The following is a 19,867-nucleotide window of genomic DNA, read 5'->3' as shown; positions in this document are numbered from 1 at the left end:
AGGCGCGCGCCCTACCGCGTGCCGACGCCGGTCGCCGTGACCGGTCCCAGCTGCGGCGCCTCCCGCACGTCGAACTCGCGTCGCAGCACCCGTCGCGCGGCGTACCAGCCGCCGAGGCCGTGCACCCCCGGACCGGGCGGCGTGGACGCCGAGCAGAGGTAGACGCCCTCCAGCCCGACGGCGTAGGGGTCGAACCGGGGCGTGGGCCGCGCGACCATCTGCCACATGCTCACGGCGCCGCCCGCGATGTCGCCGCCCACGTAGCTCTCGTCGTGCGCCGCCATCTCGGCCGCGGGGACGCAGCGCGACGCCACGACGACGTCCCGGAACCCCGGTGCGAACCGTTCGACCTGCGCGACGACGTCCTCCGTCACGTCGCGCGTCGACCCTGCGGGCACGTGCGCGTAGGTCCACAGCGGACGCAGCCCGCCCGCCCCGCGCCCGGGGTCGGCGACGGTCGGGTCGCTCACGAGCACCACGGGCCGGGCCGCGTGGCGGCCCGCCGCGACGTCGGCCTCGCTGCGCGCCATCTCGGCGCGCGTCCCGCCGAGGTGCACGGTCCCCGCGCGCCCCACCTCGGGGTCGGCCCAGGGGACGGGCCCGGAGAGCACGAGGTCGACCTTCGCGGCCGCGTCGCCGTGCCGGAACCGGCGCAGCGCGCCCTCGGCGCGCGGCGGGAGCCGGTCCGCGAACACGTCGGCGACGACGCGCGGCGCCGTGTCGAACACGTAGGCGCGGGCCCGCGGCAGGTCCTCGAGCGAGCCGACCCGGTGGCCCGTGACGACGTCGCCCCCGTGCGCGCGCAGGTCGTCCTCGAGCGCGGCGACGATCGCGCCGGAGCCGCCGCGCGGCAGCGGCCAGCCGCCCGGCGCGTGGCCGAGCGACGCCAGCAGCACCGCCGTCCCGGCCGCGGCGAGGGACGGGAGGCGGGAGATCGCGTGCGCCGCGACGCCCGTGAGGAGCGCGCCGGCCTCGTCGGTGCGGAAGCGCCGCGTCCACGCGGGGCTCCCCTGCTCGAGCACCGCCGCGCCGAAGCGGGCCGTCACACCAGCGCCGCCCGGCGTCAGCACGCGCCCCGGCACCGACCGCTTGTCGCCGAGGGCGACCGCGACGACGTCGCGCCACCCCTCGGCGAGCGGGCCGAGCAGGGCGCGCCAGGCGGCGCCGTCGACCCCGAGCCGCTCGACCGTGCGCTCGAGGTCGTGATAGGCCACGCCCGCACGGCCCCCGTCGAGGGGGTGGGCGTACGAGACCTCCGGCGCGAGCAGCTCGACACCGCGCGCGCCGAGGTCGAACGCCTCGAAGAACGGCGAGGCCCACGCCATCGGGTGCACCGCCGAGCAGACGTCGTGCACGACGCCGTCGGCCAACCCGAGGTCGAGCGTGCGGGCCCCGCCGCCCGACGTCGGCTGCGCCTCCAGCACGCGCACGGAGAGACCGGCGCGTGCGAGGGTCACGGCGGCGGCCAGGCCGTTGGGGCCCGAACCGACGACGACGGCGTCGAGGTCCTCCGTCACGCGACCCTCGGAGCCGGGCTCAGAGCGGCCGCACCTGCTCGGCCTGCGGGCCCTTGCTGCCCTGGCCGAGCTCGAACTCGACCTCCTGGCCCTCGTCGAGCGTGCGGTAGCCGTCCGTCTGGATCGCGCTGAAGTGCACGAAGAGGTCCTGTCCACCCGCTGCGGGCGTGATGAACCCGTAGCCCTTCTCGGCGTTGAACCACTTCACGGTCCCCTGAGCCATGTACGTCTCCTCGTGCATCGTCGCCCGCGAGGCGACCGCCGCCCCGTGGTAGCCCGAGCCTAGCCCGCGGGCGGCGTGCACGGAAGGTCGAACGGCACGTGGCGAGAGCTCGGGTTCCAGGGCCGAACGAGCAGGTCACGCGGGTAGTGCGCTCGGGTCGAGCACCCCGGTCGGGGTGGACCGGTCAGCCGACCGGTGCCAGCTCGGACTTGATGATCACCGCGACGTCGCCCTCGCGCAGGCTGTCGACCTGGACGACGTTCTCCGCGGGGATCCCCAGCGTCGCGGCGACGGCGGCGGCGGTGTCGCTCCGGTCGGGCACGTACCAGACCGTGGTGGCGTCGACCGGCGCCGGCCCGTTCGTGTAGTCCGTGGCGACGGTGTTGCTGAAGCCCTGCGCGTCGAGGGCATCCTTGCCCTTGGCCGCCTCGCCTCCGATGCCGCTGTCGTTCAGCACGCGGACGTAGGCACTCGGGTCGGCCGCCGCCATGAGCGTCGCGAGGTCCGGGGTCTCGGGGGTCTCCTCGGTCGCGGGCGGCTCCTCCGTGGCCGGGGGCTCCTCGGTCGCCGGAGGCTCCTCCGCCGCGGGCGGCTCCTCGGTCTCCGCGGGCGGCGGCTCCGTGGACTGCGCCTGCGGCGGGTCGTCCGTGGCCCCGTTGTCGGACAGCAGCGCGACGCCCCCGTACGCGAGGCCGGCGAAGACGACGGCGACCAGCAGGAACGGCCACGTCTTGCTCCACCCGCTGCGCGGCGTGCGGTGCACCCCCACGGGCGCACCCTGCGGCGCGGGCGCGTCGAACTCGTCGGGCGCGTAGGGGTAGCGGCTCTTCGTCACGGCGACAGGGTAGCCCGGTCGGGGCTCTCGGCTAAACGCCCTGTTCGCCCGGACTTCACGCGCGGCCCGTCGTCCCGGGTCAGAGACCCTCGAGCCGGCGCGCCGTGCGCGCCCGCTGCCGGGTGGACCGCATACGCCGCAGGCGCTTGACGAGCATGGGGTCGTGCGCGAGCGCGGCCGGGGAGTCGATGAGCGCGTTGAGCACCTGGTAGTAGCGCGTCGCGGACATGTCGAACAGCTCGCGCACCGCCTGCTCCTTGGCGCCCGAGTACTTCCACCACTGCCGCTCGAACGCCAGGATCTCCTGGTCCCGCTCGCTCAGGCCCGACGCCGGCGCCTCCGAGGTGGTCGGGTCGCCGACCGCGTCGGGTCCGTCGAGCACGTACGCCGCCTCGCTCATCGTTCCCTCCCTGCACTCTCTCGTCACCGGACCTGCGCACTCCCGTGCGCGCGGCCGCCTCTCAGCCTACGCACGAACCACACCCGTGTCATTCGTCCTCGCCGCACGCTGCGGACGTGCCGAGGACGCCGGTTAGGCTCGGGCCCGTGGAGAGCGCACCCGCCCAGCCCGTCGCCGTCGACCCGGTCGCGACCGCCTCGACGGCCGACCCCCGCCCGGCCCTCGCGAGCATCATGGCGCCCGACTGGGCCGAGGCCCTCGCGCCCGTCGAGCCGCAGCTGCACGCGCTCGGCGACTTCCTGCGCGCCGAGGTGGCGGCCGGACGGGAGTACCTGCCCGCGCCGTCGGCCATCCTCAACGCGTTCTCGCGCCCCCTGTCCGAGGTGCGGGTGCTCGTCGTCGGGCAGGACCCGTACCCCACGCCCGGGCACCCGATGGGGCTGTCGTTCTCCGTGCAGCCGCACGTGCGCCCCGTGCCCCGCTCGCTCCAGAACATCTTCGCCGAGCTCGCGGACGACGTCGGCGCCCCGACGCCCGCGAACGGCGACCTGTCCGCGTGGAGCGACCAGGGCGTCATGCTCCTCAACAGGGTGCTCACCGTCCGGCCGGGCGAGCCCGGGTCGCACCGCGGCCAGGGCTGGGAGGCCGTCACCGAGGCGGCGATCCGCGCGCTCGTCGCGCGCGACGCCCCGCTGGTCGCGATCCTCTGGGGCCGCGACGCCGCGACCCTGCGCCCGATGCTCGGCGACACCCCCGTCGTCGCGAGCGCCCACCCAAGCCCGCTCTCCGCGCGTCGCGGGTTCTTCGGGTCGCGCCCGTTCTCCCGCGTCAACGAGCTCCTCGTCGCCCAGGGCGCCGACCCCGTCGACTGGACCCTCCCCACCACCTGACCCCCGCCCGCTCTCCCCCCGCCTCCGCCGAGCAGGCGGTCCTGGCTCGTCCGCGTCGCGTGACGCGCCACGATCACCTGCTCGACCCGCCAGGAACGCCGCGTCGACGGCGCGCCGCCCCGCAGGAGCACAATGGGGCGGGTGACGACGCAGAACCCGACGACCACTCCCCTGGCCGGCGACACCACCGACGCACGCCGACCCGACGACCCCGCTCCCCGCTGGTCGAGCTACGTCGCGATCGGCGACTCGTTCACCGAGGGCCTGTGGGACCCGTACCCCGGCGAGGAGGACCACCAGCGGGGGTGGGCCGACCTTCTCGCCCAGCACCTCGCGACCCGGCGCGTCGCCGCCGGCGAGGAGCCGCTGCGGTACGCGAACCTCGCGATCCGGGGGCGCAAGCTGCGCTCGATCCTCACCGAGCAGGTGCCGGCGGCGCTGGAGCTCCGGCCGGACCTGGTGAGCGTCATCGGCGGCGGCAACGACATCCTGCGGCCGAACGCCGACGTCGACCGCCTCGCGCGCAACCTCGAGCACGCGGTCTCGCGACTGCGCGGCGCGGGGATCGACGTGCTCATGGCGACGGGCTTCGACGCGTCGCAGTCGCCGCTCGTCGGCCTGACGCGGCCGCGCGTCGGCGTGTACAACGCCCACATCTGGTCGATCGCGCGCCGCCAGGGCGCGTACGTGCTGGACCTGTGGGGCATGCGCGCGCTGCACGACTGGCGCGTGTGGTCGGAGGACCGCATCCACCTGACCCCCGCGGGGCACGCCCGGGTCGCGCAGGCGGCGCTCGTCGCGCTCGGCCAGGCGCCCGACGACGCCGCGTGGGACGACCCGCTGGCTCCCCTCCCGCCCGCACCGGCCCTGGACCGCGCGCGGCAGAACGCGCAGTGGGTGCGCACGCACGTCGTGCCGTGGGCGCAGCGGCGGCTGCGCGGGACGTCGTCGGGCGACGGGCGGCTCCCCAAGGCGCCCGAGCTGCTGCCCGTCCCGCTCGCCGACCGCTGAGCGCGGACGACTTCGGCAGCGCCTGCCGAGATCGGCGCGCGCGACCACCGATCCGGGCAGCGACTGCCGACCTCGCGCAGCGCGCCGGCACGACGACGCCCCCGGCTCCGTGGAGCCGGGGGCGTCATGGTGGAGCCGCCTGTCGGATTCGAACCGACGACCGTTCGCTTACAAGGCGAGTGCTCTACCGGCTGAGCTAAGGCGGCGTTCCCGGGGCTGCCGGGCGAGCGAACAGACTACCTGCTCGCCCGGCGCGCCCCGGTCGGCGGCCCGCGCCGGTCAGGGCACGGGCGGCGCGGGTCAGGACTCGGACCCCGTGCCGGTCAGCCCTGGGCGGCGGTGACGGCCTGCGGGAGCGCGTTCGGGTCGCTCCAGTTGCCGTCCCACCGCTCACCGTCGATCGTGATCGTCGGCGTGCCGAACCCGCGCTCGCCGTGCAGCGACGTGTCCTGGTTCACGAGGCTCGACGCCGTCGCGACCCAGTCGCCGAACGTCTCGACGGCGGTCCCGTCCTCGATGCCGGCGGCGACGTCGGCCGGCACGCCCGCCTGCTCGGCGATGTCGGCGATCTGCGCGTCGGTCAGCGTCTCGCTGCCCTCGGCGGGCTGGTTCTGGAACATCGCGGTGTTGAAGTCGTTCATCGACTCGGGCGCACGGTCGGCGACCCAGGCCGCCGCGGCGGCGGAGCGGGTCGAGAACTGCTGCGACTGCGCGACGCGGTCGAGGATCGAGATCGGGTGCAGCACGACGGTCACGTCACCGGACTCGCGGAGCTGGTCGAGCGTCGCGCCGTTCGTCTCCTCGAACTGGCCGCAGATGGGGCACATGTAATCGAGGTAGACCCCGACCTCGACGGCGCCCTCGTTCTGGGTCCCGGCAGCGCCGTCCGCGCCGATCGGGATGCCGCCGTCCTCGGCGTCGCTCGTGGCAGGGCTCGTGACGTCGGCGAGGTTGCCCGCCGCGACCGCGTCGATCGTCTTGTTCCGGTCGTTCATGGCCGGGATCCACACGGCGAGGAACACGCCGACGAGGACGAGGACGCCCGCGACGAGCGCTCCGATCGTGATGAGACGGTTGCGCTTGTCGCGCTTGGCCTGCGCCTCGCGCAGCGCGAGCGCCTCCGCGCGCGCGGCCTCGCGGCGCTGGGCCTTGGTCTGGGTTTCGTTGCTGGGCATGGTCGTCCTCCGAGGGAGTGCCGAGAGCTGGGGATGTGTCAGGGTGCGCGCCGACGGGGTCGCGCGGGCCGTGCGTCCGACGACGTCGTCAGACGAGCGCGACCTGCGGAGGCCCGCGCCGGGTGCGCACCACCGCGTCGGCGAGGTGGTGCAGCGCGGTGGGGACGGCGTCGGGCACCGGGCGCACGACGCGGCGCGCGGCCCCGACGAGCGACCCCACGGGGCGCAGCGCCCCCCGGAGCACGGCACGCAGCGAGCGCCCGGCCACGGTCACGACGGCGCGGGAGCGCTCGTGCGCGCGCCGCGCCCAGGCCGACAGGCCCCACGCGACGGCGGCCGCTGCCACGTGGGCCACGACGACGGGCAGCGCGAGCGCGCCCACGACGGTGACCATGGCGGCCGGGTCGCCCCCGAGCGCGGTGCCCGACGGGCAGTCCGGCGCCTCGTGGACGAGCGCGAGATGCATACCGGCGGCGCCCCAGACCCCCGGCACCGTCACGCACTGGTGCACGACGGCGTACCCGCGGTCGGCGAGGTGCGTCACGACGGCGGCGAGGAGGGTGAGGAGCAGGAGCGCGGGGCCGAGCAGACGGCCGGCTGCGGGCACGACGGACGTGCGCGTCACGCCGCGCGACAGGGCGCGCGGCACCGTCGTCCGGAGCACGGCGCCCATCCTACGCGTGCGGGCTGGTAGGGGGCTGGGAAGGGCCGGTGCCGTCTCAGCGCAGCGACGGCGGGCCGGGGAACGGCCACCAGGTCACGCCCGAGTCCCCCGCGAGGAGCACGAGGGACACGACCGTGAGCACGAGACCGAGGCCGACGAGGACGAGCGTCCCGGTGCGTCCGGGCGCGAGCCGCGCCAGGGCGGTCCGGGTCCCGTACCGCGTGAGGTGGGTCAGCGGCCCGACCCAGGCCAGGGTCACCGCCGCGACCGCCGCGAGGCACAGCAGGACGGTCGTCACGACGGGCGCGTTGCCGCCGTCGGGGCCCTCGACGACGACCCAGCGGTCGGACTCGAGGAGCCACCAGCCGGCCACGACGACGAGCACCGCGGCGCACGCCGCGACGAGGAGGGACGGGAGCGCGCCGGCGAGCGCGCGCACGACGTACCAGGGCGACGCCGCGACCGCGCGCACCGTGTCCCGGGACGAGACGCCGCGGCGCTCGCGCCGCGCGTGCAGCGACTCGGTCGTCACGCCGACGACGCGCGCGAGCACGACGAGCACCGACAGCACGACGAACGCCACGCCCGGGTACGTCGCGCCGAGCAGCACGAGCGGCACGGCGAGCAGGAGCAGCGCGGTGCGCCGGGCGGCGGGCACGGGGCGCACGTAGAGCGGTTCACCGTCCTCGCCGAGGGGCGGGGCGCCGAGGTCGTCCATGAGGTCGTGGCCGACCGGGACGGCCATCGTGCGGCCGTCGTTGACCTGCGCCTGCGACGTGGGCAGGGGCGGCGGCACGACCTGGGCCTGGCCGGTCCACGCGGACGCGCCGGTCCACGCCTGGGCCCCCGTGCCGCCGGGCACGACGGCGACGGGCGGCATCACCTGCGTCGGTCCGGTGGGCGGTGCGACCACCTGGGTCGCGGGTGCGGCGTCGCCGGTGTCGGCCGCGTGCCGCAGGGCGGCCACGACCTCCGTCGGCCCGAGGCGCTGCGCCGGGTCGGCGTGCAGCGCCCGACCGATCGCGTGCGCGGTGACGGGCCCGAGTCCGGCGAGGTCGGGGCGTCCGCTGCGCGCGCGGGCGAGCACGACGTCCGTCGGGCGCACGCCGAACGGCGCCCGCCCGGTCGCGGCGTAGGCGAGCAGGGCCGCCCACCCCCACCAGTCGGTGTCGACGCTGGGGGCGGCGCCCTCGAGCAGCTCGGGCGCCAGGTACCCCGGGGTGCCCATGACGAGGCCCGTGGACGTGACGCGCGCGTCCTCGAGCCCCTGGGCGATGCCGAAGTCGATGAGCACCGGGCCCCGCGAGGACACCATGACGTTGCTCGGCTTGAGGTCGCGGTGCACGACGCCGGCCGCGTGCACGGCCTCGAGGGCGGCGGCGAGCTGGTCGGCGAGCTCGTAGAGGTCCCACGCGTCGAGCGGTCCGCCCTCGGCGATCTCGTCCTCGAGCGTGGGGCCGTCGACGAGCTCGGTGACGATGAACGCGTCCGGGCCGTCGAGCTCGACGTCGAGGATCTGCGCGACCGCGGGGTGCCGCAGGCGCTGGAGGGCGCGGGCCTCCCGGCGCAGCCGCTCGCGGCCCTGCGCGGCGGCGTCGAGGTCGACGTGCGCGTGGAGGAGCTTGATCGCCACGAGGTTGCCACCGCCGTCGTGGGCGCTGTGGACGGTGCCCATGGCTCCGGACCCGAGCCGCGCGCCGATGTGGTAGCCCCCGACCTCGCTGCCGGGGGCGGGTCCGCGCGACGGCCCCCCGGCGACGTTCCGCGCCTCGACGCGCTGCGTGGGCTCCTCCATGGTGACAAGGTAGCGGCAGTGGACGGGCCGGCGCTGGAGGGTGCCGCCCCGACGGGCCCGGTGGGCGACCCGGCCCGGGGCGGCGTCCGGCACCCGACCGGCACCGGACGACCCGTCCATGCGCCCGACGAGCGGACTACCCTGGGCCGCCCAGGCGCGATTCATCGAAGCTCAAGGAGAGGTCCATTGACAGGCAAAGAGGGATTCGATCTCGTCGTGGTGGCCAACCGGCTGCCCGTGGACTTCACGGTCGGCCCCGGCGGTGAGATCGAGTGGAAGCGGTCGCCCGGAGGCCTGGTCACGGCGCTCGAGCCCGTCATGCAGGCGTCCGACGGTGCCTGGGTCGGCTGGTCCGGCGCGCCCGACCTGGCGAGCGAGCCGTTCGACGCCGACGAGATGCGCCTCGTGCCCGTGACGCTCTCGGCCGACGAGATCGAGCGGTACTACGAGGGCTTCTCGAACGACACGCTCTGGCCGCTCTACCACGACGTCATCTCCCCGCCCACGTACCACCGCACGTGGTGGGACGCGTACCGCCGCGTCAACCAGCGCTTCGCCGACGCCGCCGTCGCGCAGGCGGCCCCGGGCGCCGTCGTCTGGGTGCACGACTACCAGCTCCAGCTCGTGCCGCAGATGATCCGCGCCCAGCGCCCGGACGTGCGGATCGGGTTCTTCAACCACATCCCGTTCCCCCCGCTCGAGCTGTTCCAGCAGCTGCCGTGGCGCCGCCAGGTGATCGACGGCCTGCTGGGCGCGGACCTCGTGGGCTTCCAGCGCGCGGGCGACGCCGCGAACTTCATCCGCGCGGTGCGGCGGCTGCGCGCCCACACGACGCGCGGGCCGATCATCACCGTCCCGGGCGAGGACGGGCGCGACCGCCACGTCCGCGCCGCCGCGTTCCCCATCTCGATCGACTCGCGCCGGTTCGACGAGCTCGCCCGCACGCCCGAGGTCCAGCAGCGCTCGCGCGAGATCCGCGCCGACCTGGGCGACCCGGACATCATGATGCTCGGCGTCGACCGCCTGGACTACACCAAGGGCATCCGGCACCGCATCAAGGCATACGGCGAGCTGCTGCAGGACGGCCGCCTCGACGTCGAGCACGCCACGCTCGTGCAGGTCGCGAGCCCGAGCCGCGAGAACGTGGACGCCTACCAGGAGCTGCGCGAGCACGTCGAGGGCGCGGTGGGCCGCATCAACGGCGAGTACGCGGAGATCGGGCACGCCGCGATCCACTACCTGCACCACTCCTACCCGCCCGAGGAGATGGCCGCCCTGTACCTGGCGGCGGACGTCATGCTCGTCACGGCGCTGCGCGACGGCATGAACCTCGTCGCGAAGGAGTACGTCGCGGCCCGCTCCGACGACCGCGGGGTGCTCGTGCTCTCCGAGTTCACCGGCGCCGCCGACGAGCTCTCCTCCGGCGCGCTCCTCGTCAACCCGCACGACATCGACGGGATGAAGGACATCATCGTCGCGGCCGCGCACATGGACCACCGCGAGCAGCGCAAGCGCATGCGCAGGCTGCGCCGCAAGGTCCTCACCGACGACGTCGCGCGGTGGTCCGAGTCGTTCCTCGGCGTCCTCACCGCCATGCCGTCGCGCGTCCCGCGGCGCCGCCCCGAGGACGACGAGCCGGGTGCGCCGCAGCACGCCCGCCAGGGCGAGCGGCGGGACGAGCGGCAGGACGAGCGGCAGGGCACCGACGCAGCGGTGGAGCAGGACGCGTGACCGCGTCGCACCACCCGGCACCCCTGCCCGGACCCGTCGCCGAGGCCGTGCGCGCGTTCGCGGCGGACCCGGACGGCGCACCGGCCGCCCGGCTCGTCGCGCTCGACTTCGACGGCACGCTCTCGCCGCTCGTCGACGACCCCCTCACCGCGCGCATGGCGCCGTCCGCCCGGGCCGCCGTCGACCGGCTGGCCGCCGCGCTCGTCGGTACGACGACGCGCCTCGCGCTCGTCTCGGGCCGCAACCTCGCGGACCTCGCCGAGCGCAGCGAGCCGCCCGCCGGCACGTACCTCGTGGGCAGCCACGGTGCCGAGACCGGGCACGTGACCGAGGACGGGCTCGACGCCGTCCCGCTCGACCTCACGCCGGAGCAGGCCGACCACCTCGCCGCCCTGCGCGCGGGCCTGGCCGACGCCGTCGCGGGGCGCGAGGGCGCGTGGGTGCAGGAGAAGCCGAGCGCCGCCGTCCTGCACACGCGGCTCGCCTCGGCGGCGGACACGCAGGCCGCGGAGGATCTGGCCGACGCGGTGGCCGAGCGGCTCGGGCTGCACGCGATGCACGGGAAGGACGTCGTCGAGGTCGCGGTCGTCGAGACGTCGAAGGGCGAGGCGGTGGACCGGCTGCGGGACGTCGTCGGCCAGGACGCCGGCTGCCCCGACGCGCGCACGCGCGTGCTCTACGCGGGCGACGACACGACCGACGAGACCGCGTTCGCCGTGCTCGGCCCGGGCGACCTGGGCGTCAAGGTGGGCGACGGCGACACGCTCGCCGCGCAGCGCGTGCCCGACGCCGACGGGCTCGCCGCGGTGCTCGACCTCCTCGCGGACCTCCTGGAGCGCCGGGAGGCCTGACCCCCGGACGGGGTCCGCCGGGCGCTCGCCCGGCGGGCCCCCGCCGCCCGCACCGAACCGCTACCGGATCGTGACCGACGCTGTGACGAAGCGCTCAGGACCGGGAGTAGGATCGGGTCCACGATGACGTCGGGTCCCCTGCCCGTTCCGGAGGGGGTCCGACTTCTTCTGTGTCGTCGAAGACACGCTCGTCCGCCATCGCGAACAGCTACGTCGACGTGGCACGTCACTGCACAACGGATCGTCCGGCACGTACCTGCCGGTGGAGGGATGTACCAGTCATGGCTACGGTCACCTACGACCACGCAACCCGTGTCTACCCCGGGACCGAGCGTCCTGCCGTGGACCAGCTCAACCTGCACATCGAGGACGGCGAGTTCCTCGTCCTCGTCGGCCCCTCGGGCTGCGGCAAGTCGACCTCGCTCCGCATGCTCGCGGGCCTCGAGGACGTCAACGGCGGACACATCTACATCGGCGACCGCGACGTCACGGACGTCCAGCCGAAGGACCGCGACATCGCGATGGTGTTCCAGAACTACGCGCTGTACCCGCACATGTCCGTCGCGGACAACATGGGCTTCGCGCTGAAGATCGCCGGCACGCCGAAGGCGGAGATCCGCCAGCGCGTCGAGGAGGCCGCGAAGATCCTCGACCTCACCGAGTACCTCGATCGCAAGCCGAAGGCGCTCTCCGGTGGTCAGCGCCAGCGCGTCGCGATGGGCCGTGCGATCGTCCGTCAGCCGCAGGTGTTCCTCATGGACGAGCCGCTGTCGAACCTCGACGCCAAGCTCCGCGTCCAGACGCGCACCCAGATCGCGTCGCTCCAGCGCCGCCTCGGCGTCACGACGGTCTACGTCACGCACGACCAGACCGAGGCCCTCACCATGGGCGACCGCATCGCGGTCCTCAAGGACGGTCTGCTCCAGCAGGTCGGCACGCCGCGCGAGATGTACGACACGCCGGCCAACGTCTTCGTCGCGGGCTTCATCGGCTCGCCGGCGATGAACATCGGCACGTTCGCGGTCAACAACGGCGTGGCCGAGGTCGGCCCCGCGCGCATCGCGCTCGAGCGCGAGACGGCCGCCAAGATCACCGAGGCCGACAACGGCAAGGTGACGATCGGCTTCCGTCCCGAGGCCCTCGACGTCGTGTCGCAGGCCAACGAGGCCGCGTTCCCGGTCGAGGTCAACATCGTCGAGGAGCTCGGCTCCGACGCGTTCGTCTACGGCACCCTCAAGGGCGACCTGGCCTCGCAGGCCGACGTCCACTCGGGCGCCGGCGACAACCAGGTCATCGTCCGCGTGGACCCGCGCAACGTCCCGGCCAAGGGCGAGCGCATCTACGTGACGATCCGCCCGGGCCAGTCGCACGTCTTCGGTGCGAACTCGGGTCAGCGCCTCAGCTGACACCCCGCACCACCGCCGCAGGGCGGGTCCTCCCCACGGGAGGGCCCGCCCTGCGGCGTTCCGGGGACCGCCGTCGGGCGCGACCGACGGCGCGCCTGCTCTTGACACCGCCATGGGTGACCCGAAGACTGCTTTTGCACACGCGACGTCAGAAGTCGCCTGTTCGTCACCCAAATAGACAACGCTGTCAATTGGAGCCTCATGCAGATCCCGCACCTCTCCTCGCGCGCCCGGCGCCTCGGCGCGGCGCTGGCGGGCGGCGCCCTCGTCGCGACCGCGCTCGCCGCTGCGCCGGCCGTGGCGGTCCCCGCCGTCGCGCCGTCGTCCGCCGGACCGTCGGCCACCGCGGCGCCCGTCACGTGCGACGCCGACGACGGCCTCCCCGACTCCAAGATCTCGATCCAGCTCTACACGCACGTGGGCGAGCTCGGCGGCTCGGGGACGCCGTCCCCCGAGACGCTCGACCGCGTCCTCGGCGAGGTGGCCGCTGCGGGGTTCACCAACGTGGAGCCGTACAACCAGCCCTACGCGATGCCGGTCGCCGACTACCGGGCGATCCTCGACCGGCACGGCCTCCAGGTGTCGTCGAGCCACGGCAGCACGGACCGGGCCTCGTGGCCCGAGACGGTCGCGTACGCCGTCGCGCTGGGCCAGGACTACATCGGGACCGGCGGCATGGCGGGCGGCTACGGCACCTACGACGAGGCCGTCGCGACCGCGGCGTACGTGAACGAGCTCGGGCGGTACGCGCACGAGAACGGCGCGAACAAGATCGTGCTGCACAACCACCAGAGCGAGTTCACCACGCGGTACACCCACCCGGAGACGGGCGAGACGGTGAGCGCGTGGGAGGTCATCGAGGAGAACACCGACCCGCGCTACGTCACGTTCGAGCTCGACGTCGGCTGGGCCGCCGACGCCGGCCTCGACGTCCCGGCGTGGATCGAGGAGCACGGGGACCGCATCGAGCTGCTCCACATCAAGGACGCCGTGAACGTCGACGCGCCGGGCGACATGCGGCAGGTCGCGCTCGGCCGCGGCGAGCTCGACCTCCCGGCGATCATCGCCGCGGCCGAGCCCTACGTCGAGTACTTCACCTACGAGTGGGACTGGGCGCCGTCGTTCGAGACCTCCGCGGAGTCCTACCGGTACCTGCGCTGCTTCCGGTCCGACGACGGGGGCGGCGAGGAGGACGAGGACTCGCTCGCCCTGGGCCGGCCCGTGACGGCCTCCAGCATCGACGAGGCCGGCCACGAGCCGGAGAAGGCGGTCGACGGCAACGCCGGGACCCGCTGGAGCAGCGCGTGGAGCGAGCCCGAGTGGATCGCGGTCGACCTCGGTGCGAGCTACGACCTGAGCCGCGTCGTCGTCGACTGGGAGACGGCGTACGGGTCGGGCTACGAGGTCCAGACGTCGCCCGACGGCGAGACCTGGACCACCGTCCGCACCGTCACGGACGGCGACGGCGGGTTCGACGACCTGGCGATCACCGGGACCGGGCAGCACGTGCGGCTCTACCTCACCGAGCGCGCGACGCAGTGGGGCTTCTCCCTCTACGAGCTCGAGGTCTACGGCACACCGGCCGGGCAGCTCGACCTCGACGTCGAGGTGCAGGCGCGCTGCCTCGTCGGCCAGGCGTACGTCGCCGTCCGGGCGACGAACGGCGAGGACCAGCCCGTCGACGTGACGCTCGCGACGCCGTACGGCACCCGCGAGGTCGCCGACGTCGCCCCGGGCGCGAACGCGTACCAGTCGTTCGCGGTGCGCTCCACCTCCGTCGGGAGCGGGACCGTGACCGTCACGGGCACCGCGACGGTCGACGGCGAGGACGTCACGTCGGCGTTCGACGTCGACCACGACGCGCTCGACTGCGCCTGACCTCCTGCCGGTCCCCGCTGCGGGGCGGGTCCGACCCCACGAACCGGACCCGCCCCGTCGCTCGCGCAGGCGCCGGCGGACGCACCGCGACCACCGGGCGCACGACCATGGACAATGGACCCGTGACGGTGCACAACCTGCAGATCACCGCGTCGGCCCCCGACCCGGCGCTCCTCGACCTGCCCTGGGACGTCCCGCTCGAGGAGTGGCCGGCGGAGACGCTCGCCGCCCTCCCCCGCGGCATCTCGCGGCACATCGTGCGGTTCGTCCGCCTCTCCGGGCGGGTGATCGCGATCAAGGAGATCGGCGAGACGGTCGCGTACCGCGAGTACGAGCTGCTCCGGCAGCTCCGTCGGCTCGAGGTGCCGAGCGTCGTCCCCGTGGGCGTCATCACCGGGCGACAGGACGCGAACGGCGAGCGGCTCGAGGCCGTGCTCATCACCGAGCACCTCCAGTTCTCGCTCCCCTACCGCGCGCTGTTCAGCCAGTCGCTGCGCCCGGACACCGCCACGCGCCTCATCGACGCGCTCGCCGTCCTCCTCGTGCGCCTGCACCTCGTGGGGTTCTACTGGGGTGACGTGTCGCTGTCGAACACGCTGTTCCGGCGCGACGCGGAGACGTTCGCCGCCTTCCTCGTGGACGCCGAGACGGGCGACCTGCACCGGGAGCTCTCCCCCGGGCAGCGCTCGTACGACGTCGACCTCGCGCGCACGAACATCATCGGCGAGCTCATGGACCTCGCCGCCGGCGAGCTGCTCGACGAGGACGTGGACGAGGTCGCGATCGGCGACGCGCTCGTCGCGCGCTACGAAGAGCTGTGGGAGGCCCTGACGACGTCCGAGTCGTTCGACGCGAACGAGCGGTGGCGCGTCGCGGCCCGCATCGAGCACCTCAACAACCTCGGCTTCGACGTCGACGAGCTCGCGATCACGACCGACATCGACGGCACGACCGTGCAGATCCAGCCGAAGGTCGTCGACGCGGGGCACCACTCCCGACGCCTGCTGCGCCTCACCGGCCTCGACGTGCAGGAGAACCAGGCCCGTCGTCTGCTCAACGACCTGGACTCGTTCCGGGCGGCGGCCGAGCGGCAGAACGACGACGAGGAGTTCGTCGCGCACGACTGGCTGAGCGGCGTGTTCGAGCCCACGATCCAGGCCGTGCCGCGGAACCTGCGCCGCAAGCTCGAGCCGGCGCAGCTGTTCCACGAGATCCTCGACCACCGCTGGTTCATCTCGGAGCGTGCCGGTCGGGACGTGCCGATGGCGGAGGCGACGCAGTCGTACGTGGAGAACGTCCTGCGCCACCGCCCGGACGAGAAGGCGATCCTCGGCCTCGCCCCCGGCGAGAAGGACCCCGAGTACTACGGCTGACGGACGAGGTCGCCCCGCCGGTCCAGGGACCGGCGGGGCGACGCTCGTGACGGTGATGCGGCGGGTGGTCAGACCTCGCGCCGCAGGCGCGCGACCTCGTAGAGCGAGATGCCCGTCGCGACGGCGGCGTTGAGCGACTCCGTGTCCGACCCGATGGGGATCGACGCGACGACGTCGCACGCCTCGCGCACGAGGCGGGACAGACCCTTGCCCTCGGAGCCCGCGACGACGACGAGCGGCTCGGTCGCGAGCTGGAGGTCGCCGATCGCCGTGGTGCCGCCCGCGTCGAGCCCGACGACGAAGCACCCCGCCTTCTTCAGCTCGCCGAGCGCGCGCACGAGGTTGGTCGCCCGGGCCACCGGGACGCGCGCGGCAGCGCCGGCCGAGACCTTCCACGCGGACGCGGTAACGCCCGCGGCGCGGCGCTCGGGCACGAGGACGCCGTGCGCGCCGAACGCGCCCGCGGAGCGGAGCACCGCGCCGAGGTTGCGCGGGTCCGTGACGCCGTCGAGCGCGACGACGAGCGGCGGCCGCCCGGACGCCTCGGCGGCGTCGAGCAGGTCGTCGACGTCCGCGTACTCGTACGGCGGCACCTTGATCGCGACGCCCTGGTGCACGGCCCCGTCGGTGAGGCGGTCGAGCTCGGGCTTGCCCACCTCGAGGAGGTCGTAGCCGCGGCCCGCGACGATGTCGACGATCTCGCGCGTGCGGTCGTCGGCGTCGAGGCGCGACGCGAGGTAGACCACCTCGACGGGGATGCGCGCGCGCAGCGCCTCCAGGACGGAGTTGCGACCCGCGACGATCTCCTGGACCGACCCACGGCCCTTGGGGCCGCCGCCGCGCGAGGCCCCGCCGCGCGACGTGCCGGCACGCTCGGTGCCGCGCGCCGCGCCGCCGCGCCCGGTCGGCACGCGCTTCTCATCGGCCACCTTGCGCTTGTGCGCCGCGTGGTAGACGCGGTCCTCGGCCTTCGGGGTCGGCCCGCGGCCCTCGAGGCCCTTGCGCCGCTGCCCGCCGGAGCCGACGGTCGCGCCCTTCTTGCTTCCGGGCTTGCGGGTCGCGCCGCGTCGTTGTGAGTTGCCAGCCATGGTGTACCGATCGTGTCGTCGTTCAGGTCAGTTCAGGTCAGTCCACGTCGGGTTCCGCGCCCGGCGTGCGTGTCTCGCTCCTGGGTCCAGTGTCCCCCAGACACCTCGCCGAGGGAGAACCGTGGTCATCACCAGGGTCTCCCTCGTGCTGCCGGAGCTCTACCTCGCGCTACCGGGGCTCTACCTCGCGCGCCGCCGGTCCGCTCCCGGGCGTCGGTCCGGTGGACGTCAGGCGAGGGTCCAGCGCGCGCCGTCGGCCGAGTCCTCGACCGCGACGCCCGCCGCGGCGAGCCGGTCGCGGATCGCGTCGGCCGTCGCGAAGTCCCGCGACGCGCGCGCCTCGGCCCGGGCCGCGAGCTCCGCGCCGACGACGGCGTCGAGCACCGCCGCGTAGCGCGAGTCGCCGCGGTCGGCCCACTGCGCGTCGCCCGGGTCGAGCCCGAGCACGTCGAGCATCGCGCGCACCGCCACGAGGTGGTGGCGCGCGACGGCGTCCGCGGCCGTCGTCCGGTCCGCGAGCGCCGCGTTGCCCGCGCGCAGGTGCTCGTGCACGACGGCGAGCGCCGCCGGCACGTTGAGGTCGTCGTCCATCGCCGCGGTGAAGGCGGTCGGGAGCTCGGCGTCGCGCACGTCGTCGACCTCGCCCACGCGCTCGGTCGCCCGCTCGACGAAGCCCGCCAGCCGCTCCCACGTCGCCTCGGCCTCGACGACCGTCGCGGGGGTCCACTCGAGCATCGAGCGGTACTGCACGGACGCGAGCGCGTAGCGCAGCACGGCGGGGCTCGTGGTCGCGAGGACCTCGCGCACGAGCAGCCCGTTGCCGAGCGACTTGCTCATCTTGGCGCCGCCCTGCGTGACCCACGCGCTGTGCAGCCAGTGCTGCGCGAACCCGTAGCCCGCGGCGCGCGACTGGGCCTGCTCGTTCTCGTGGTGGGGGAAGCGCAGGTCGAGGCCGCCCCCGTGGAGGTCGAACGTGTCGCCGAGGTAGCGGCGCGCCATGGCCGAGCACTCGAGGTGCCAGCCCGGCCGGCCGCGCCCGAACGGCGTGTCCCACGACGCGGTCTCCGGCTCGCCCGGCTTGGGGGCCTTCCAGAGCGCGAAGTCGCGCGGGTCGCGCTTGGCCGCCGCCTCCTCCGCGTCCGCGGGGACGTCGTCGGGCACGGGGTTGAGGTCCTCGAGGCGCTGGTTGGTGAGCGAGCCGTACTCGGGCCACGACCGCACGTCGAACCACACGTCGCCGGGGCCCGTGGTGTAGGCGTGGCCGCGACCGACGAGCCGCTGCATGAGCTCGACCATGTCCGGGACGTGGCCCGTCGCGCGCGGCTCGTACGTGGGGGGCAGGACGCCCAGGGCGTCGTAGGCGGCGGTGAACGCGCGCTCGTACGTCGCGGCCCAGGCCCACCAGGGCTCGCCCGCGTCGGCCGACTTCGCGAGGATCTTGTCGTCGATGTCCGTGACGTTGCGGATGAGCGTCACCCGGGCCCCGCCGCGCCGGAGCCAGCGCACGAGGACGTCGAACGCGACGGCCGAGCGCATGTGCCCGATGTGGGGGGCGGCCTGCACGGTGGCGCCGCACAGGTAGATGCCGACCTCGCCCGGGGTCAGGGGGACGAAGTCGCGCACGTCCCGCGTGGCGGTGTCGAACAGGCGAAGGGTCACGCCGCAAGGGTACCGGGGACGCACCGTCGCGGCCGAAGCGGCGCCGCCGGGACGACGGCCGGTCCGTCCCCGCTCGCGTCAGCCGAAGCTCTTGCCCTCGCCGCGGTACGTCGGGACGACGTCGACCACCTCGTCGCCGCGCACGAGGTGCACCCGGTCGAACCGCTCCATGGCCTCCCCGGCCTTGCCGTGGCGGAACCAGACGCGGTCCCCGACGCCGAGGTCCGGCGCCCCGGCGGCACCGCGCGACCGGTGCAGCGGCGTCTGCACCTCGCCCGCGCCCTCGCGACCCGTGAGCGACCACCCGGGCGTCACGACGCGCGGCAGGCGGCTGCGCGTCGCCGGTCCGGACGCGACGTACCCGCCGCCGAACGCCGTCGCCCAGCCCGGGCCCGGGACGCGCACGACGTCGAGGCCGAAGAACGCCGACGGCCGCGGCCGGAACGCGCGGTACTCGTCGAACAGCCCCGGGACGTACAGGCCCGACCCGGCCGTCACCTCGGTCACGACGGCGTCCGCGGACGACGTCTCGAGCGACCCCGTCCCGCCCGAGTTCACGAGCTCGAGGTCGTGCCCGACGACGTCCCGGACCGCCGCGACGACCTCGCCCCGCCGCTCGCCCAGCTCGAGCACCGAGAGCCGCTTGACCGCGCGCACGGCGAGGCTCGAGTCCGGCATCCCGGCGACCTGCGCCTCGTAGAACATGAGGCCCCGCAGCGCGAGGCCGGGCGTCGAGACGACCCGGGCGGCGAGCGAGGCGACGTCGCGCGCGCCGTGCAGCGGCGAGCGGCGCGTGCCCAGGTGGACCGTCACGAGACCGAGGCCCACGCGCAGCGACGCGTCCACGTCGAGGCACACGCGCACGGGCGGCTCGTCCCCCGTGCCGGTCTCGGCGAGCGCGTGGCGCACGAGCTCGAGGTGCGCGGCGTCGTCCACCATGAGGGTGACCTCGCGCCGGCCCGTCTCGTGGCGGGCGAGCGCCGTGAGCGCCCCGCGGTCGACCGACGGGTAGCCCACGAGGACGTCGCGGACGCCCGACTCGACGAGCCACAGCGCCTCGCGCACCGAGTACGCCATGACGCCTCGGAAGCCGCGCTCGCCCGCGCGCGCGACGAGCGAGCGCACGCGCACGGACTTCGACGCGACGCGCACGGGGACCCCGCCCGCGCGCGCGAGCAGCTCGTCGGCGTTGGCGTCGAAGCGGTCGAGGTCGACGACGGCGAGCGGGCCGTCGAGCGCTGCGGTCGCGCGGGTCAGGCGGGCCAGGAGCGAGGGCGTCGCGCCCCGCTCGTCACCGTCCTGCGGGCCCGCGGCCCGGTCCGCCCCCGGTGCCGTGTGGGTCGTCATGGAGAGAACGTACGCCACCCGCCG

At 74.9% G+C, this 19,867-nt stretch carries 17 protein-coding genes and 1 tRNA gene; 7 read left to right on the top strand and 11 right to left on the bottom strand.

Translation table 11 applies throughout. The features are described from left to right. Positions 1-11: 11 nt before the first annotated feature. The 4 genes from ACZ4MO_RS11630 to ACZ4MO_RS11615 all read right to left on the bottom strand — a co-directional run bounded on the left by ACZ4MO_RS11630 (position 12) and on the right by ACZ4MO_RS11615 (position 2,975). The gene (locus tag ACZ4MO_RS11630) at positions 12-1,517 is read right to left on the bottom strand and encodes an NAD(P)-binding protein (RefSeq protein WP_175008995.1); all 1,506 of its coding nucleotides are present in this window, start codon (positions 1,515-1,517) and stop codon (positions 12-14) included. A 19-nt stretch (positions 1,518-1,536) separates the two neighbouring features. Further along, a complete protein-coding gene (locus tag ACZ4MO_RS11625; RefSeq protein WP_021482750.1) occupies positions 1,537-1,740 on the bottom strand; it encodes a cold-shock protein in 204 nt (67 codons plus the stop codon). A 184-nt stretch (positions 1,741-1,924) separates the two neighbouring features. After that, entirely contained in the window at positions 1,925-2,575 is a 651-nt protein-coding gene (locus tag ACZ4MO_RS11620) for a LytR C-terminal domain-containing protein (protein ID WP_043654168.1), read from the bottom strand. A 79-nt stretch (positions 2,576-2,654) separates the two neighbouring features. Next, positions 2,655-2,975 (bottom strand): DUF3263 domain-containing protein, encoded by a 321-nt coding sequence (locus ACZ4MO_RS11615; RefSeq protein WP_021482752.1) that lies wholly within the window; start codon positions 2,973-2,975, stop codon positions 2,655-2,657. Between the two features lie 230 nt (positions 2,976-3,205). Between ACZ4MO_RS11615 and ACZ4MO_RS11610 the strand changes: the two genes are divergently transcribed. Together ACZ4MO_RS11610 and ACZ4MO_RS11605 are read left to right on the top strand one after the other, a co-directional pair. Then, positions 3,206-3,865: a uracil-DNA glycosylase gene (locus tag ACZ4MO_RS11610; RefSeq protein ID WP_255437245.1), complete on the top strand. Its 660-nt coding sequence runs from the start codon at positions 3,206-3,208 to the stop codon at positions 3,863-3,865. Positions 3,866-4,006: 141 nt separating this feature from the next. Then, positions 4,007-4,876 carry an SGNH/GDSL hydrolase family protein gene (locus ACZ4MO_RS11605; RefSeq protein WP_499278931.1) on the top strand — a complete coding sequence of 290 codons (870 nt, stop codon included), beginning with the start codon at positions 4,007-4,009 and terminating at the stop codon, positions 4,874-4,876. A 130-nt stretch (positions 4,877-5,006) separates the two neighbouring features. Here ACZ4MO_RS11605 and ACZ4MO_RS11600 read toward each other — a convergent pair. The 4 genes from ACZ4MO_RS11600 to ACZ4MO_RS11585 all read right to left on the bottom strand — a co-directional run bounded on the left by ACZ4MO_RS11600 (position 5,007) and on the right by ACZ4MO_RS11585 (position 8,510). Continuing rightward, a tRNA-Thr gene (locus tag ACZ4MO_RS11600) sits at positions 5,007-5,082 on the bottom strand. Positions 5,083-5,199: 117 nt separating this feature from the next. Next, positions 5,200-6,051: a DsbA family protein gene (locus ACZ4MO_RS11595; protein WP_175008998.1), complete on the bottom strand. Its 852-nt coding sequence runs from the start codon at positions 6,049-6,051 to the stop codon at positions 5,200-5,202. Between the two features lie 88 nt (positions 6,052-6,139). Beyond that, positions 6,140-6,715 carry a hypothetical protein gene (locus tag ACZ4MO_RS11590; RefSeq protein ID WP_074808210.1) on the bottom strand — a complete coding sequence of 192 codons (576 nt, stop codon included), beginning with the start codon at positions 6,713-6,715 and terminating at the stop codon, positions 6,140-6,142. Positions 6,716-6,770: 55 nt separating this feature from the next. Further along, entirely contained in the window at positions 6,771-8,510 is a 1,740-nt protein-coding gene (locus ACZ4MO_RS11585) for a protein kinase domain-containing protein (protein WP_175008999.1), read from the bottom strand. A 216-nt stretch (positions 8,511-8,726) separates the two neighbouring features. Between ACZ4MO_RS11585 and ACZ4MO_RS11580 the strand changes: the two genes are divergently transcribed. The 5 genes from ACZ4MO_RS11580 to ACZ4MO_RS11560 all read left to right on the top strand — a co-directional run bounded on the left by ACZ4MO_RS11580 (position 8,727) and on the right by ACZ4MO_RS11560 (position 15,749). Further along, the gene (locus ACZ4MO_RS11580; protein WP_342779582.1) at positions 8,727-10,241 is read left to right on the top strand and encodes an alpha,alpha-trehalose-phosphate synthase (UDP-forming); all 1,515 of its coding nucleotides are present in this window, start codon (positions 8,727-8,729) and stop codon (positions 10,239-10,241) included. Next, the gene (otsB, locus tag ACZ4MO_RS11575; protein WP_186810442.1) at positions 10,238-11,092 is read left to right on the top strand and encodes a trehalose-phosphatase; all 855 of its coding nucleotides are present in this window, start codon (positions 10,238-10,240) and stop codon (positions 11,090-11,092) included. Before ACZ4MO_RS11580 ends, otsB begins: the two co-directional genes overlap by 4 nt. Before the next feature lie 281 nt (positions 11,093-11,373). Then, positions 11,374-12,498, top strand: coding sequence for a sn-glycerol-3-phosphate ABC transporter ATP-binding protein UgpC (locus ACZ4MO_RS11570; RefSeq protein WP_175009002.1), 1,125 nt, complete (start codon positions 11,374-11,376; stop codon positions 12,496-12,498). Positions 12,499-12,699: 201 nt separating this feature from the next. Next, a complete protein-coding gene (locus ACZ4MO_RS11565) occupies positions 12,700-14,376 on the top strand; it encodes a discoidin domain-containing protein (protein WP_175009003.1) in 1,677 nt (558 codons plus the stop codon). A 122-nt stretch (positions 14,377-14,498) separates the two neighbouring features. Beyond that, complete coding sequence (locus ACZ4MO_RS11560) at positions 14,499-15,749, top strand: DUF4032 domain-containing protein (protein WP_499278922.1); 1,251 nt, start codon at positions 14,499-14,501, stop codon at positions 15,747-15,749. 68 nt (positions 15,750-15,817) lie between these two features. Here ACZ4MO_RS11560 and rlmB read toward each other — a convergent pair whose 3' ends face one another. The 3 genes from rlmB to ACZ4MO_RS11545 all read right to left on the bottom strand — a co-directional run bounded on the left by rlmB (position 15,818) and on the right by ACZ4MO_RS11545 (position 19,843). Further along, complete coding sequence (gene rlmB, locus ACZ4MO_RS11555; RefSeq protein ID WP_175009004.1) at positions 15,818-16,837, bottom strand: 23S rRNA (guanosine(2251)-2'-O)-methyltransferase RlmB; 1,020 nt, start codon at positions 16,835-16,837, stop codon at positions 15,818-15,820. Between the two features lie 228 nt (positions 16,838-17,065). Further along, positions 17,066-18,496, bottom strand: coding sequence for a cysteine--tRNA ligase (gene cysS, locus ACZ4MO_RS11550; protein ID WP_175009005.1), 1,431 nt, complete (start codon positions 18,494-18,496; stop codon positions 17,066-17,068). Positions 18,497-18,574: 78 nt separating this feature from the next. Further along, the gene (locus tag ACZ4MO_RS11545; RefSeq protein WP_175009006.1) at positions 18,575-19,843 is read right to left on the bottom strand and encodes an alanine racemase; all 1,269 of its coding nucleotides are present in this window, start codon (positions 19,841-19,843) and stop codon (positions 18,575-18,577) included. Positions 19,844-19,867 lie beyond the last annotated feature (24 nt).

The sequence above is a fragment of the Sphaerisporangium cinnabarinum genome, from assembly GCF_055567015.1.
Note: the sequence above shows the minus strand (reverse complement) of the source record. Positions and strands in the feature narration are given on the sequence as shown.

Excerpts from the sequence above, each read along its gene's own strand:
- ACZ4MO_RS11595 (WP_175008998.1), bottom strand. The coding sequence starts at position 6,051 with ATGCCCAGCAACGAAACCCAGACCAAGGCCCAGCGCCGCGAGGCCGCG.
- ACZ4MO_RS11615 (WP_021482752.1), bottom strand. The coding sequence starts at position 2,975 with ATGAGCGAGGCGGCGTACGTGCTCGACGGACCCGACGCGGTCGGCGAC.
- rlmB (WP_175009004.1), bottom strand. The coding sequence starts at position 16,837 with ATGGCTGGCAACTCACAACGACGCGGCGCGACCCGCAAGCCCGGAAGC.
- ACZ4MO_RS11570 (WP_175009002.1), top strand. The coding sequence starts at position 11,374 with ATGGCTACGGTCACCTACGACCACGCAACCCGTGTCTACCCCGGGACC.
- ACZ4MO_RS11545 (WP_175009006.1), bottom strand. The coding sequence starts at position 19,843 with ATGACGACCCACACGGCACCGGGGGCGGACCGGGCCGCGGGCCCGCAG.
- ACZ4MO_RS11565 (WP_175009003.1), top strand. The coding sequence starts at position 12,700 with ATGCAGATCCCGCACCTCTCCTCGCGCGCCCGGCGCCTCGGCGCGGCG.
- ACZ4MO_RS11585 (WP_175008999.1), bottom strand. The coding sequence starts at position 8,510 with ATGGAGGAGCCCACGCAGCGCGTCGAGGCGCGGAACGTCGCCGGGGGG.
- ACZ4MO_RS11625 (WP_021482750.1), bottom strand. The coding sequence starts at position 1,740 with ATGGCTCAGGGGACCGTGAAGTGGTTCAACGCCGAGAAGGGCTACGGG.